This window comes from Burkholderia sp. Bp9015 (assembly GCF_003853505.1).
Lineage (GTDB): Bacteria > Pseudomonadota > Gammaproteobacteria > Burkholderiales > Burkholderiaceae > Burkholderia.
Map to the genome: position 1 here is coordinate 46,234 of NZ_QTPZ01000012.1, position 14,879 is coordinate 61,112.

A 14,879-nucleotide genomic window follows, 5' to 3' on the forward strand; every position below is an offset into this window, starting at 1 on the left:
CGGATCAGGGCGAGATCATGCCTAGGCGTTTCTTCAACGACTGCGGTTTGCCCTCGAAGAGCGCCGCGTAGTAGACGGTGTTCGACAGCACGTTCTTCACGTAGTCGCGCGTCTCGTTGAACGGAATCGTCTCCGCGAAGATCGCGCCTTCGACCGGCTGCGTCAACACCTGGCGCCACTGGCGCGGCCGGCCCGGGCCCGCGTTGTAGCCGGCGGTTGCCAGCACCGGCGAGCTGTCGAAGTTGTTGTAGATGTCCGCCAGATACCAGGTGCCGAGCTGGATGTTGGTATTGATGTCGTGCATCTGCGCACGCGTGATCGTGCCCATCCCGAGCTTCTTCGCGACGAGCTGCGCGGTGGCCGGCATCAGCTGCATCAGGCCGCCCGCGCCGACCGACGAACGCGCGTTCGTGATGAAGCGCGACTCCTGGCGGATCAGCCCGTATGCCCATTCGATGTCGAGGCCCGACGACTGCGCGTAGCGCTCGACGATGTCACGGTACGGCGACGGGTAGCGCAGCGTGAAGTCGTGCTCGGCCTTCGTGCGGTCGGCCGTGTTGACGGTGCGGTCGAGCAGGTCGATGCGCTTGCCGTATTCGGCGGCCGCGAGCAGCTGGCGATCGGTCATCCCGCGCAGCGGCCAGTTCCATTCGCGGTTGCCTTCGAGACGCAGGTTCAGCCCGTAGAAGCGTTGCGCGAGCGCGAAGCCCGGGATCTTGCTCATCGCGTCGATGTCGCCATCGCTCACCTTCGTGCGCGGCGGGATCGACGTGCGCTGGCCGAGCTCTTCGCCGGCGAGCTGCCTGTAGAAGTTGTACTGGCCCGCGACCTGCTCGAATTCCTGGTTCGCCTGCAGCGTGTCGCCGCTCTGCTTGAGCGCGCGCGCATGCCAGTAGATCCATGCCGGATCGTCGCGCAGCGACGGCGGCATCTGTTCGATCGACCAGCGCACCATCGGCCAGTTGCCGGCGAGCAGCGCGGCGCGCGTGCGCCATTCGTAGCCCGGGTTCGACAGCGGCGCGTTCGCGGATTTCGCATACCAGACCGACGCGAGCGCCGAGCGCTTGATCGCGCCCTGGTAGCCGATCGCGCCCCACGCGATCGCCTGCTCCTGCTTCGTCAGCGAGCCGGCGATCGACGTCAGCATCCCGGCCGCCGCGTCCGGATCGTTGCGCGCCATGCGGCCGAGCGCGATCAGCGCGAGCTGGTGCGATGCCGCGTCGGGGCCGACGCCGCGCGCGAGGTACAGCGGCGGCGCGCTGGTCGCCTGGTCGAAACCGACCGGGCGCGCGCCGAGCGCGTCGACGATCTTGCCGCCGAGCGTCGTGTAGTTCTGCTCGTACGCGAGGCGCGCCTGCTGCCACACGTCGTCGCTGGTGAACTGCTGGTTGACGGTGAGCGCCGTAATCAGGTCGACACAGGCGTCGCCGTAGTATTTCGGCTCGACGAGCAACGCACGCGCCGCCTCGGCGACGTTCTCGCCGCGCGCCGCGCGCGATTCGAGCGCGTAGCACTTGACCTGCGTGTCGTCGTCGAGCACGAAGCGCTTGTACTGGTCGTCGAAGTTGCGCCAGTCGTGACGCGCGCCGAGCACGAGCAGGTAGTCGTTGCGCAGGCGGTCGGCGATCGCCTGGCCGTCGTAGCGCTGCAGGAACGACTGCACCGGCGCGTCCGGTGCGTCGACGCGTGCGCGGCCGGTCGAATCGAACAGCTGCGGCTTGATCTGGAAATACTCGACGTAGGACGGGACCGGATAGTTCGGGATCATCGACGCGAGCTGCGCGGCCTTCGCGGCGTCGTTGCGGCGCGCGGCTTCGCGCAGCTGCACGAAGATCTGGTCGTCCCCGGCGAGCGTGTCGTCGCCCGGTGCGGCGCACGCGGCCGTGCCCGCGACGAGCGCGGCGGCCGAAAGCGTGAGCGCGACCGCGCGATATACTCGGAAAAGGCTGTTCGACATCGTTATGAATGGAGCACGAAGTGAGCGAAAGCATAGCATGCAACCCTGTGCCGAACCCGAAGGTTGCACTGCGCAAAACGCTGTCCGGCGCGCGTCGCGACGCCGCGTCGCAGCCCGCCGCGAACGCCGCGCTCGACACGCGGCTGCGGCGGTTGCTCGAGCGCCTCGCGCCCGCGACGGTCGGCTTCTACTGGCCGCTGCCGGGCGAATTCGACGCGCGCGACGCGGTGCTCGCGTGGGCCGCGGCCGGCACGGGCCGCCGCGCCGCGCTGCCGGTGATCGGCGAGCGTCACACGCCGCTCGCGTTCCATGCGTGGGATGCGGATACGCCGATGCGCGAAGGCCATCACCGGATTCCGGAACCGGCGTCGGGCGTCGTCGTCGTGCCCGACCTGCTGCTGATTCCGTGCGTGGGATTCGATCTGCAGCGCTACCGGCTCGGCTACGGCGGCGGCTACTACGACCGCACGCTCGCGGTGTGGCCCGGCGACACGCTGCCGGTGACGGTCGGCATCGCGTATGAAGCGTGCCGCGTCGATGCGTTGCCGGCCGAGGCGCACGATCTCGCGATGCGCTGGATCGTGACCGACGGCGCGCTGTACCCGGCCGCCTGATGACGCGGCGCGCGCTGCTGCGTGAGCGGCATGCCGCGCGTCACCGCGCTCACCCTCCCGTCCGCAATCGTTTACAGCGACGCCGCCGCGCGCGCGGCCGTGTCGTAGAGGCCCGATGCGTGGCGCAGCAACTGCGCCGCGTCGCCGATCTGCTCGTTGGTGAGGCCGCTGTCCTTGAGCGTCTCGATCAGGCAGTGCTCGCGCACCTCCCGATACTTCAGGCACAGCTCGCGGCCCGCCTCGGTCGCGAAGAAGAACACCTCCTTGCCGCTCTTCTCGCTCTTCACATAGCCGCGCGCGATCAGTTTTTTCAGCGCATAGGTCGCGACGTGCGTATCCTCGATATTGAGCACGAAGCAGATGTCGGCGAGCTTCTTCTTGCGTTCGCGGTGGCTCACGTGATGCAGCAGCGACACCTCGACCGCCGTCATGTCCTTCGCGCCCGCGGCCGACATGCAGCGCACCATCCAGCGGTTGAATGCGTTGCCGGCCATGATGAGCCCGTATTCGAGTTCCGACAGCTCCGCGCTCGAATCGGAAACGAGGTGTTCGGATGACACGATCTTGGTCGCAGGACGCTTCATGGAAAGGCGGAGCAAGCCGGATGACAGGGTGTGCCGAGTGTACGCCAGAAGCCCGGACATACGGGCTAGGCGAAAACGCTTATTGGGAAGTTGTCGATATTTTATTGACAATGTGCGCTAACATTGCCGTCCGAACCGTGCCAGTCCGATGACGCAACCCCGCATTTATCCGCTCGGCGATGCCGCCCTCGTCTGCGAGGTGCCGCCGCCCGCCACGCTCGATTGCCAGCGCCGCGTCTGGGCCGTCGCCGAGGTCGCGCGCGCGTGGCCCGACGTGATCGACGTCGTGCCGGGCATGAACAACCTGACGATCGTGTTCGACGCGCTCGCCACGACGGCCGACTCGCTCACGCCGGCGCTGCGCGACGCGTGGGAAACCGCCGACGTCGAGCACGCGGACGGCCGGGAAATCGACATCCCGGTCGAATACGGCGGTGCCGCCGGTCCCGACCTCGCGGCCGTCGCCGCGCACACCGGGCTGTCGGCCGACGAAGTCGTCGCGCGCCACGCGGCCGGCGCCTACGTCGTGTTCTTCGTCGGCTTCCAGCCGGGCTTCGCGTATCTCGGCGGCCTCGATGCGTCGCTGCACACGCCGCGCCGCGCGGCCCCGCGCCTCGAGGTGCCGGCCGGCTCGGTCGGCATCGGCGGCGCGCAGACGGGCATCTATCCGGCCACGTCGCCCGGCGGCTGGCAACTGATCGGCCGCACGTCGCACGTGCTGTTCGACCCGGCGCGGCCGCAGCCGACGCTGCTGCTGCCCGGCGACCGCGTGCGCTTCACCATTGCCGGAGTCGACGCGACATGAGCCAGAACACCGCACCGGGCACGATCGAGGTCGTCCGCGCCGGCCCGCTGTCGACCGTGCAGGATCTCGGCCGCCGCGGCACACGCCATCTCGGCGTCGCGCAGGGCGGCGCGCTCGACGGCCTCGCGCTCGAGGTCGGCAACCGGCTGGTCGGCAACCGCCCCGACGCGGCGGCCGTCGAAATCACGATCGGGCCGGCCGCGTTCCGCTTCACGCGCGCGACGCGCATCGCGATCACCGGCACCGAATTCGGCGCAACGCTCGACGGCCGGCCCGTGTATTCCTGGTGGAGCCTGCCGGTCGACGCCGGGCAGACGCTCGTGCTGCCGGCCGCGAAACGCGGCATGCGCGGCTACCTGTGCATCGCGGGCGGCATCGACGTGCTGCCGATGCTCGGCTCGCGCAGCACCGATCTCGCGTCGCGCTTCGGCGGCCTCGGCGGCCGCGCGCTGCGCGACGGCGACCGGCTGCCGGTCGGCGTGCCGCCGGCCGGCGCCGGCTGCCTCGCGGCCGACGCGCCCGAATTCGGCGTGAAGGCGCCCGCGTGGTGCGCGTTCGTGCGCGTCGACGAACCGCCGCGCCGCCACCGGCCCGCGCATGCGCCGTGGGCGATGCCCGTGCGCGTGCTGCCGGGCCCCGACTACGCGTCGTTCGCGGCCGATTCTCAGCAGGCGTTCTGGGACGAGGAATGGCTCGTCACCGCGAACAGCAACCGGATGGGCTATCGTCTCGCCGGCGCCGAACTGGTGCGCGAGCGGCCGGTCGAGCTGCTGTCGCACGCGGTGCTGCCCGGCACGATCCAGGTGCCGCCGAACGGCCAGCCGATCGTGCTGATGCACGATGCGCAGACCACCGGCGGCTATCCGAAGATCGGCACGGTGATCCGCGCGGATCTCTGGAAACTCGCACAGGCTCGGCTCAACCTGCCGATCCGCTTCGTGCGCACGACACCCGACGCCGCGCGCGCCGCCCTGGTCGCAGAACGTGCCTATCTGCGCCAGATCGACGTCGCGATCGAGATGCGCGAGGAAACGCGCCGCCGCGCGCAATCGCGCGCAGCGTGACAATGACGGAAGCAGGACGAAGGACGCGCCACGCACCCGTGGACGAGGAACATCATGGAAATCGATCTGAATGCCGATCTCGGTGAAGGATGCGGATCGGACGAGGCGCTGCTCGACCTCGTCACGTCGGCGAACATCGCGTGCGGCTGGCATGCAGGCGGCGCCAATGCGATGCGCGACTGCGTGCGCTGGGCCGTGCAGAAAGGCGTGTCGATCGGCGCGCACCCGAGCTTTCACGACCCGGAGAATTTCGGCCGCAAGGAAATGCAGCTGCCGGCCGGCGACATCTACGCGGGCGTGCTGTACCAGCTCGGCGCGCTGTCGGCGATCGCGCAGGCCGAGGGCGGCCGCATCGCGCACGTTAAGCCGCACGGCGCGCTGTACAACCAGGCCGCGCGCGACCCGCTGATCGCCGACGCGGTGGTGTCCGCGATCCACGACTTCGATCCGTCGCTGGCCGTGTTCGGGCTCGCGAACAGCGTGTTCGTCGCGGCCGCGCGCCACGCGGGGCTCGCCGCGGTGGAGGAAGTATTCGCCGACCGCGGCTACCGCGCGGACGGCTCGCTCGTGCCGCGCAACCAGCCCGGCGCGCTGATCGACGATGAAGAAGCGGTGCTCGCGCGCACGCTCGACATGGTGCGCGAGCGGCAGGTGCGGGCAGTGAGCGGCGAGTGGGTGCCGCTCAACGCGCAAACGGTCTGCCTGCACGGCGACGGCCCGCATGCGCTCGCGTTCGCGAAGCGGATCCGCGCGGCGCTCGAAGCGGCGGGTGTCGATGTCGTCGCGCCCGGCGCGCTGCAGGCCGGCGAAGACGCATGATGACGTGACGCGTCGTCGAAGCGCTCAGCCGTCGCAGGTCGAAAACCGCCGCCACAAAAGAAAAAAGCGCCCTCGTGGCGCTTTTCTGTTGGCGCAATCGCCGCGGACTTCGCCGTCTGTCGATTCGCCCCCCGAAACCGTCTGTCGACGGTGACCGGAAACATGCTCCGGATCAAAAAACGTCCGCCGCCGCCCGCTTGCTGCTTCCCCCGGTCGGACGACGGAACGTTGCTTATGCCGCAAGTCTGTCGCATGCATTTGTTGTGCCGACGATGTTTGGCCCCGCCGTGCATGCAGACACTCCGCGGCCGGCACGTTACATACGTGCCGGCTACGCTAACCCCGCGCTTTGTTTTCTGCTACCCCGTAGAACTTATCTATTCTTTTCATTTTTTCAACTTGTGGGATGAAGAATAGAGATTGGCAGAACCGGATGTCAATCGTTTTAAACGCTATTTCCTGAAGATTCGAGGGTTTTCCTTATCGAGCCGCGTGGCCGCGCGGGCGCCTCGCAGCGCGTGCATCTCGTCGATCAAACAGGGGAGGATCGGCGCGCGGTGCGCGGCGCGATCAGTTCGCGTCGACCTGATACCCTTGCTGGCGCAACAATTCGAGCACGCCGCGCGGGCCGCCCAGATGCAGCGCGCCGATGGCCACGAATACCGGCCGGTTCGGCGCGGCGATTGCCGTCATCCGTGCAACGAAGCGCCGGTTGCGCTCGTACAGGATCTTGTTGTCGATCGACGCCGACAGCGCCTTCGAACGGGCCAGCCGCTCGCTCTTCGCGACCGCCCACGCCGAGATCGCGTCGGCGTCGCCAATTCGCCACAGCCGGTGCAGCGCCTTGATGTCGTCGGCGTTCTGCGCCGGGGTCTGCACCATGTCCTGCGCGAGCATCTCGCGCTGCTCGGCGAGCGTCAGTCCGGTGAACGCGCGCATCTGCTCGGCGAGCGTCTCGAGCCCGATCACGCGGCCGCCCTTCTTCTTCAGGAACACGTTCTGCAGCTGCGCCTCGGTGCCGTACTCGGTCTGCAGGCCGGCCGCCAGCGAGTCGTAGGTTTCGACGACCAGCGCCGCGAGCCACGGCCGCATCCGGCGGATCTCCGCGAGCGCGGCCGGGTTGCCGCGCAGGCGCGCCGCGAGGCGCTGCCACTGCGGCTCGGGCAGCAGGCGCTGCAGGCACGGGTAGCGGCACACGCCGTACTTCGACACGTCGTCCTGCGATTCGAGGAGATCGTCCGGCGACAGCTCGAGCGCGAGCGTCGGCGACGCGGCGAGCGCCGCGAGGATGCGCGGCCGGAACGGCTGCGCGGGCGGATAGTCGGACGGGTCGCCCGTGTGCAGCGTGCCGAGCACGTACAGCGTGACCCTGCCCCGGGTCGCGACATAGAACGGCATGCGCGCGGGCTGCACGCGCACCGTGCCGCGCGCGACCGTGCCGTTCGACACGGACGGCACGTGGAAGCCCGGCAGGTTCATGCCGGGCGGCGGAACCTGCGACGGATGGATCGGCGAACTCGCCGGCGCGCGCCTTTCGGCACGCGCGGCGTCGACCGGGACCAGCACGCTGGCCGCCACGCACGCGCCGGCCAGCGCCGCGCCCGTGACCGTGCGCACGCTCCAGCGCCGTGCGTTGCGGCACGCGCGCATCACGCGCGCGCGGCCGCCCCCCGAACGGCGCACGCCAGGCGCGCGCGCCGCCAAACCATCAGGCATTCACCTCCCCTACCTCCTCGGCGCGATGGCAGGCCACGCGGCGTCCGTCGACGTCGCGCAGCTGCGGTTCCTCGACGCGGCAGCGCTCGACCGCGTACGGGCAGCGCTGGTGAAACGCGCAGCCCGACGGCGGATTGAGCGGCGACGGCAGCTCGCCCTGCAGCTTGATCTGCACGCGGCGGTCTTCCTCGAAGATCGCCGGCGTCGCCGACATCAGCGCGCGCGTGTACGGATGGCGCGGATGCGCGTAGATCGTCGCCTTGTCGCCGAGCTCGGCGACGCTGCCGAAGTACATCACCATCACGTCGTCGGCGACGTGCTCGACCACCGACAGGTTGTGCGAGATGAACACGTAGCTCGTCTTGAACTGCTCCTGCAGGTCCATGAACAGGTTCAGGATCTGCGCCTGGATCGACACGTCGAGCGCGGACACCGGTTCGTCGGCGACCACGATCCGCGGATCGAGGATCATCGCGCGCGCGATCGCGACCCGCTGGCGCTGGCCGCCCGAGAACATGTGCGGATAACGCTTCGCGTGCTCGGGCCGCAGGCCGACCGTGCGCATGATCTGCGCGACGCGCTGCGCGCGTTCGGCGGCCGTCAGGTTCGCGTTGATCTCGAGCGGCTCGGAGAGCGTCTGCTCGACGGTCTTGCGCGGGTTCAGCGACGCGAACGGGTTCTGGAACACCATCTGTACGCGGCGGCGCAGGTCGGCGACCGTCTCGCGGCTCGCGCCGGCCACGTCCTTGCCGTCGATCGTCAGGTGGCCCGAGGTGGGCGTCTCGATCATCGTGAGCTGGCGCGCGAGCGTCGATTTCCCGCAGCCCGACTCGCCGACGACGGCGAGCGTCTTGCCGCGCTTGAGCGTGAACGACACGCCGTTCAGCGCCTTCACGGTGCCCTGCCCGAACATCCCGCGCTTGACCGTGTAGTGCTTCGCGAGCCGGTCGGCGACCAGCACCGCTTCCTCGTCGTGCGGCGTGGCACGCGTTTCGTGGACTGCATTCATCGTGCGCCTCCCGTCAGGTCGAGGTTGGAAACATTGAGCGGCTTGATGCAGCGCGCGCGCATCGCATCGTTGGCCGGCACCAGCGTATCGAGCGCCGGACGCGCCTTGCGGCAATCGTCGACGACGTACTTGCAGCGCGGCGCGAACAGGCACCCGGACGGGCGATCATCGCGGCCCGGCACCATGCCCGGCAATGCGGCAAGGCGACGCGCCCCCTGATTGTGCTCGGGAATCGCCGCGAGCAGCGCTTCGGTATACGGATGATGCGGCGCACGGAAGATGTCCGGCACGCGATTGGTCTCGATGACCTCGCCCGCATACATCACGGCGACGCGCTGCGCGACCTCCGACACGACGGCCAGGTCGTGCGAGATCAGCACGAGCGCCATCCCGCGCTCCTTCTGCAGCTTCACGAGCAGGTCCATGATCTGCGCCTGGATCGTCACGTCGAGCGCGGTGGTCGGCTCGTCGGCGATCAGCAGCTTCGGGTTGCACGCGACCGCCATCGCGATCATCACGCGCTGGTTCATGCCGCCCGACATCTGGTGCGGGAACGCCGTGATGCGGTTCTTCGCATCCGGAATGCCGACCTGGTCGAGCAGCTCGAGCGCGCGCCGGTGCAGCGCGTCGCCGCGCAGGCCTTCGTGCAGCTTCAGCACCTCCTTGATCTGGTAGCCGACCGTGTAGCTCGGGTTCAGGCTCGTCAGCGCATCCTGGAACACCATCGCGATGTCCTTGCCGACGATCTTGCGGCGCGCCTTCGGCGACGCCTTCAGCAGGTCCACACCGTTGAACGTGACCTCGTCGGCCGTCACCTTGCCCGGCGCATCGATCAGGCCCATCAGCGCCATCATCGTCACGCTCTTGCCAGAGCCCGATTCGCCGACGACGCCCACCACCTCGCCCGGCGCGATCGACAGGTTGATCCGGTCGACCGCGGGCAGGCCGTTGAAGTTCACCGCGAGATTGCGGATAGTCAGTAGATCTTGGCTCATGGTCACGCCATCCGCTTCAGTTTGGGATCGAGCGCGTCGCGCAGCCCGTCGCCGAGCAGGTTGATCGCGAGCACCGAAATCAGGATCGACAGGCCGGGCATCGTCACGATCCACCACGCGTTGTCGATGTAGTCGCGCGCGGACGCGAGCATCGCGCCCCACTCGGCGGTCGGCGGCTGCACGCCGAGGCCGAGGAAGCCGAGCGCGGCCGCGTCGAGGATGGCCGACGAGAAGCCGAGCGTCGCCTGCACGATCAGCGGCGCCGTGCAGTTCGGCAGCACCTGCGAGAACATCAGGCGCAGCGTGCCGGCACCGGCCACGCGCGATGCCGTCACGTACTCCTTCTGCAGTTCGCCGAGCGCGGATGCGCGCGTGAGGCGCACGTAGGCCGGCAGCGCGACGATCGCGATCGCGAACATCGTGTTGGTGAGGCCCGGGCCGATGATCGCGACGACCGCGACCGCGAGCAGCAGCGACGGCAGCGCGAGCAGCACGTCCATGATGCGCATCACGGGCGTGTCGGCCCACTTCTGGAAGAACGCGGCGATCAGCCCGAGCACGATGCCGGGGATCAGCGCGAGCACGACCGACACGAAGCCGATCCAGAACGACATGCGCGCGCCGAACATCAGGCGCGAAAGGATGTCGCGGCCCGCTTCGTCGGTGCCGAGGATGAACTGCCAGTTGCCGCCCGCGAGCCATGCGGGCGGGATCTTCACGTAGTCGCGGTATTGCTCGACCGGGCTGTGCGGCGCGATCAGCGGCGCGAACAGCGCGACCAGGATCAGCACCAGCACGACGATGCCGGCGCCGACGGCGCCGCGGTTGCGCGAGAAGTTGGCCCAGAACTCGCGCAGCGCGAGCGCACGGCCGCCGGCCGGCGCGGATTCGCTCGGCAGGGTGTTTTGCAGATTGCTCATGGAATTACCTCGTGTGGCGGATGCGCGGATTCAGCACGCCGTACAGCAGGTCGACGACCAGGTTCACGACGATCACGAGCGTCGCGATCAGCAGGATGCCGCCCTGGACGACCGGATAGTCGCGGCGGCCGATCGCATCGATCAGCCACTTGCCGACACCGGGCCACGAAAAGAGCGTCTCGGTCAGCACGGCGCCGGCCAGCAGCGTGCCGATCTGCAGGCCGATCACGGTGACGACCGGGATCAGCGCATTGCGCAGCGCATGCACGACGACCACGCGCACGGGCGACAGCCCCTTCGCGCGCGCCGTGCGGATGTAGTCCTCGCGCAGCACTTCGAGCATCGACGAGCGCGTCATCCGCGCGATCACCGCGAGCGGGATCGTGCCGAGCACGATCGCCGGCAGGATCAGGTGGCTGACCGCCGATTTGAACGCGCCTTCGTCGGGTGCGAGCAGCGCGTCGATCAGCATGAAACCGGTCGGATGCGGGAAATCGTATTCGACCGCGATGCGGCCCGACACGGGCGTCCAGCCGAGGTACGACGAAAACACCATGATGAGGATCAGCCCCCACCAGAAGATCGGCATCGAGTAGCCGGTGAGCGCGGTGCCCATCACGCCGTGATCGACGACCGAGCCGCGCCGCAGCGCGGCGATCACGCCGGCCGGCAGCCCGACCGCGAGCGCGAACACGAGCGCGCACAGTGACAGTTCGACGGTCGCCGGGAAGCGCGCGAAGAATTCGCCCGCGACGCTGGTGTTGGTGATGATCGACGTGCCGAGGTCGCCATGCAGCGCCCGGCCGATGTAGTGGATGTACTGCAGGGGCAGCGGCTGGTCGAGCCCGAGGCGTTTCATGGCCTCCGCATGCATCGCGGGATCGACGCCGCGCTCGCCCATCATCACTTCGATGGGGTCGCCCGGTATCAGGTGAATCAGCGCAAACGCCAGGATGGTGATGCCGATGAAGGTCGGGATCACCATGCCCACGCGGCGCAACACGAATGTGAACATGATGCGTCTCGTATTTTCTTGTGGGAAATGTACGACCGGCGACGAGGGGCTTTTGGCCCCTCGTCGCCGGATGATTTCAAGCCGGTCTTCTCAAGACGACAGCTTACGCCAGGCCGGTTACTTCACGCTGACACCGTCGAAACGCGCATAGCCGAGCGGCTCGATGCGCATGTCGACCACGTTCTTGCGTACCGGCTGGTAGACCGTCGAGTTCGCGATCGGCGAGAACGGCAGCTGCTGCGCGAAGATCTGCTGGGCCTGCGTGTAGATCTTCGTGCGCGCGTCCTGGCCCGTCGTCGTGCGACCCTTCTGGATCAGGTCGTCGAACGGCTTGTAGCACCAGTGCGAGAAGTTGTTGCCCTTGATCGCCTCGCAGCCGAGCAGCGTGCCGAGCCAGTTGTCGGGGTCGCCGTTGTCGCCCGTCCAGCCGATCAGCATCGTGTCCTGCTCGCCCGTGTGCGCGCGCTTGATGTACTCGCCCCACTCGTACGTGACGATCTTCGCCTTCACGCCGATCTTCGCCCAGTCGGCCTGGATCATCTCGGCCATCAGGCGGGCGTTCGGGTTGTATGCGCGCTGCACCGGCATCGCCCACAGCGTGATGTCGAAACCGTTCGGATAGCCGGCCTTCGCGAGCAGCGCCTTGGCCTTCTCGGTGTCGTTCGGGGCCATCTTCAGGTTCTTGTCGTACGACCATTGGGTCGGCGGCATCGGCGCGCTGGCGGCCTGGCCGGCACCCTGATAGACGGATTCGAGAATCGCCTTCTTGTTGATCGCCATGTCGAGCGCCTGACGCACTTCGAGCTTGTCGACCGGCTTGTGCTCGACGTTGTACGCGAGGTAGCCGAGGTTGAAGCCCGGCTGCGACGGCATGTCGATGCCCGAGTCGGCCTTCAGCGCCGCGATGTCGGCCGGACGCGGATAGCTCATCACCTGGCATTCGTTGCGCTTGATCTTCTGCACGCGCACGCCCGGGTCGGGCGTGATCGAGAAGATCAGCTTCGACAGCTTCACCGCGCCCTTCTTCCAGTAATCAGGATTGCCATCGAAACGGATCGTCGCGTCCTTCGTATAGCTGCGGAAGATGAACGGGCCCGTGCCGACCGGCTTCTGGTTGATGTCGGCGGCCTTGCCGGCCTTCATCAGCTGGTCGCCGTACTCGGCCGACAGGATCGACGCGAATTCCATCGCCATGTTCTGGATGAACGGCGCGTTCGGCTCGGACAGCGTGAACTTCACGGTGTACGGATCGACCTTCTCGATCTTCGTGATCAGCTTGTCGAGGCCCATGTCGGTGAAGTACGGGAACGACACCGGGTAGGCCTTGCGGAACGCATTGTTCGGATCGAGCATGCGCTCGAACGAGAACACGACGTCGTCCGCGTTGAATTCACGCGTCGGCTTGAAGAAGTCGGTCGTGTGGAACTTCACGCCATGACGCAGGTGGAACGTGTACACCTTGCCGTCGGACGAGACGTCCCACTTCTCGGCGAGGCCGGGCTCGACCTTGGTGCCGCCGCGCTCGAATTCGACGAGGCGGTTGTAGACGGTGAACGTGGCGGCGGTGAAATCGACGCCGGTCGTGAATTGCGCGGAATCAAAACCCGCCGGGCTGCCTTCTGAGCAGTAGACGAGCGTTTTGTTCGGGATCTGTGCGAATGCAGAACCCGCGACGCCGAGCGATGCCGCTGCCACGCCTGCGATGGCGGTAACACGCAGGGTGTGCAACAGACGGTTGTATTCCATGTTTCCTCCAGGTCTCCAGATCGGAACCGGTCCCCCTGGGGGCCGGGTACGCGGATATTACTTGAGCTAGCGATTTTGCAACAAGCTGGAGAAAAAACTCTTCTAGACGCGCATCCACGCGGGTTTTTGCCGATGTCTTGCACACGCGAAAAGTGCCTCTGCGCGCACGAGCGGCCATTTCGTTCATCCCGCGCATGTTTCGTTCGACAACTAAACAATTCGGGCGCGAACGCAGAGGGTTGTCGCGCCGTGTTCGCGGCCAGTCCGCACATCGTTGCGGCTTCCGAAACGATGCATGCGATGCAATGCAACCGTCAGGCCGGCGCGTCGAGATCCGCGCTGCGCGCGGGCACGAACGCGACCGCGACGATCGACAGTGCGATTCCCGCCATCACGTAATAGGTCGGTGCGAGCGGCGTGCCCGTCACCTTGATCAGCCACGTGACGATGAACTGCCCGAAACCGCCGAACAGCATCACCGCGACGTTGTACGCGATCGACAGCCCGGTCGAGCGCACGTTGGCCGGGAACAGCTCGGCGATCATCGCGCCGAACGGCCCGTAGTAGCCGGCGAGCGTCACCGACAGCACGGCCTGCACCACGATCAGCCGCGCGATGCTCGGCGCCGCGTCGAGCCACGCGAACAGCGGATACATCAGCACGAGCGTCAGCCCGAGCGACCACAAAGACAGACCCTTGCGGCCGATGCGGTCCGACCATGCGCCCGCGACCGGCGACAGCACCATCAGCAGCAGGTTGCCGATGATCACCGCATAGAACGATTGCGCATACGGCAGCTTCAGCTGCTTCACCGCGAAGGTCGGCAGATAGCTGATCAGCACGTAGACCGTCACCGTCAGCGCGATCACCGAGCCGAGCCCGCACAGCACCTCGCGCGGATGGCGCGTGAACACTTCGCCGAGCGTCGCGCGGCGTGCGCTTTGCTGCGCATGCAGGAACGCTTCGGAATCGGCGAGATGACGGCGGATGTAGAAACCGATCGGGCCGATCACGAGCCCGAGGATGAACGGCACGCGCCAGCCCCAGCTGCGCAGCGCGTCGTGCGACAGCCCGCGCGTGACGGCCGCGCCGACGAGCGCGCCGATCAGCAGCGCGCCCGCCTGGCTCGCCATCTGCCAGCTGCCGTAGAAGCCGCGTTTCGAGAACGGCGCGGCTTCGATCAGCAGCGCCGTTGCGCTGCCGAATTCACCGCCCGCCGAGAAGCCTTGCAGCAGGCGGCCGAGCACGATCAGGAGCGGGCCGCCGATGCCGATCGCCGCATAGGGCGGCGCGATCGCGAGCAGGAAGATGCCGGCCGTCATCAGCAGGATCACGAGCGACAGCGCGGCCTTGCGGCCCGCGCGGTCGGCGTACAGCCCGAACACGATGCCGCCGATCGGGCGCATGAAGAACGCGACGCCGAAGGTCGCGGTGGTCAAGAGCAGCGACGAGTATTCGCTGGTCGTCGGGAAGAACAGTTCGGCGATCACGACGGTCATGAAGCCGAACACCGTGAAGTCGTACCACTCGAGCGCGTTGCCGATCACGGCGGCGACTACCGCGCGGCGGTTCAGCGCGCGCTCGGGCCGGATCGTTTTCGTTGAATTCGCAATCGTCGCCATGCGAGCCTCGTTC

13 protein-coding genes are annotated in these 14,879 nt (G+C 67.7%); 4 read left to right on the top strand and 9 right to left on the bottom strand.

Annotated features, from left to right (window positions below):
* Positions 1–4 precede the first annotated feature (4 nt).
* On the bottom strand, positions 5–1,957 hold the full coding sequence (locus DIE12_RS14930) for a lytic transglycosylase domain-containing protein (RefSeq protein ID WP_124520989.1): 1,953 nt from the start codon (positions 1,955–1,957) through the stop codon (positions 5–7).
* 8 nt (positions 1,958–1,965) lie between these two features.
* Here DIE12_RS14930 and DIE12_RS14935 point away from each other — a divergent pair, with 8 nt between their 5' ends.
* Positions 1,966–2,571 (top strand): 5-formyltetrahydrofolate cyclo-ligase, encoded by a 606-nt coding sequence (locus DIE12_RS14935; RefSeq protein ID WP_124520539.1) that lies wholly within the window; start codon positions 1,966–1,968, stop codon positions 2,569–2,571.
* A gap of 71 nt (positions 2,572–2,642) precedes the next feature.
* Here the strand turns inward: DIE12_RS14935 and DIE12_RS14940 are convergent, their stop codons facing one another.
* Positions 2,643–3,155: a winged helix DNA-binding protein gene (locus DIE12_RS14940; RefSeq protein ID WP_059448486.1), complete on the bottom strand. Its 513-nt coding sequence runs from the start codon at positions 3,153–3,155 to the stop codon at positions 2,643–2,645.
* Positions 3,156–3,303: 148 nt separating this feature from the next.
* Between DIE12_RS14940 and pxpB the strand changes: the two genes are divergently transcribed.
* From pxpB to pxpA, 3 genes are read left to right on the top strand one after another with little or no spacing between them, the layout of a single operon-like run.
* Positions 3,304–3,960, top strand: a complete 657-nt coding sequence (gene pxpB / locus DIE12_RS14945) for a 5-oxoprolinase subunit PxpB (protein ID WP_044847862.1) — start codon at positions 3,304–3,306, stop codon at positions 3,958–3,960.
* Positions 3,957–5,024: a biotin-dependent carboxyltransferase family protein gene (locus DIE12_RS14950; RefSeq protein ID WP_124520540.1), complete on the top strand. Its 1,068-nt coding sequence runs from the start codon at positions 3,957–3,959 to the stop codon at positions 5,022–5,024. Before pxpB ends, DIE12_RS14950 begins: the two co-directional genes overlap by 4 nt.
* Positions 5,025–5,078: 54 nt before the next feature.
* Complete coding sequence (gene pxpA / locus DIE12_RS14955) at positions 5,079–5,843, top strand: 5-oxoprolinase subunit PxpA (protein WP_124486658.1); 765 nt, start codon at positions 5,079–5,081, stop codon at positions 5,841–5,843.
* 570 nt (positions 5,844–6,413) lie between these two features.
* Here the strand turns inward: pxpA and DIE12_RS14960 are convergent.
* The 7 genes from DIE12_RS14960 to DIE12_RS14990 all read right to left on the bottom strand — a co-directional run bounded on the left by DIE12_RS14960 (position 6,414) and on the right by DIE12_RS14990 (position 14,866).
* Positions 6,414–7,559: a TraB/GumN family protein gene (locus DIE12_RS14960; protein ID WP_124486659.1), complete on the bottom strand. Its 1,146-nt coding sequence runs from the start codon at positions 7,557–7,559 to the stop codon at positions 6,414–6,416.
* A complete protein-coding gene (locus DIE12_RS14965; RefSeq protein ID WP_044848858.1) occupies positions 7,552–8,568 on the bottom strand; it encodes a peptide ABC transporter ATP-binding protein in 1,017 nt (338 codons plus the stop codon). Before DIE12_RS14965 ends, DIE12_RS14960 begins: the two co-directional genes overlap by 8 nt.
* Positions 8,565–9,563, bottom strand: a complete 999-nt coding sequence (locus DIE12_RS14970; protein ID WP_044848857.1) for an ABC transporter ATP-binding protein — start codon at positions 9,561–9,563, stop codon at positions 8,565–8,567. Before DIE12_RS14970 ends, DIE12_RS14965 begins: the two co-directional genes overlap by 4 nt.
* Positions 9,564–9,565: 2 nt before the next feature.
* Complete coding sequence (locus tag DIE12_RS14975; RefSeq protein ID WP_044848856.1) at positions 9,566–10,483, bottom strand: ABC transporter permease subunit; 918 nt, start codon at positions 10,481–10,483, stop codon at positions 9,566–9,568.
* A 4-nt stretch (positions 10,484–10,487) separates the two neighbouring features.
* Positions 10,488–11,498, bottom strand: coding sequence for an ABC transporter permease subunit (locus DIE12_RS14980; RefSeq protein WP_044848855.1), 1,011 nt, complete (start codon positions 11,496–11,498; stop codon positions 10,488–10,490).
* A gap of 117 nt (positions 11,499–11,615) precedes the next feature.
* Positions 11,616–13,244, bottom strand: a complete 1,629-nt coding sequence (locus DIE12_RS14985; RefSeq protein ID WP_044848854.1) for an ABC transporter substrate-binding protein — start codon at positions 13,242–13,244, stop codon at positions 11,616–11,618.
* A gap of 314 nt (positions 13,245–13,558) precedes the next feature.
* On the bottom strand, positions 13,559–14,866 hold the full coding sequence (locus tag DIE12_RS14990) for an MFS transporter (protein WP_124492201.1): 1,308 nt from the start codon (positions 14,864–14,866) through the stop codon (positions 13,559–13,561).
* Positions 14,867–14,879 lie beyond the last annotated feature (13 nt).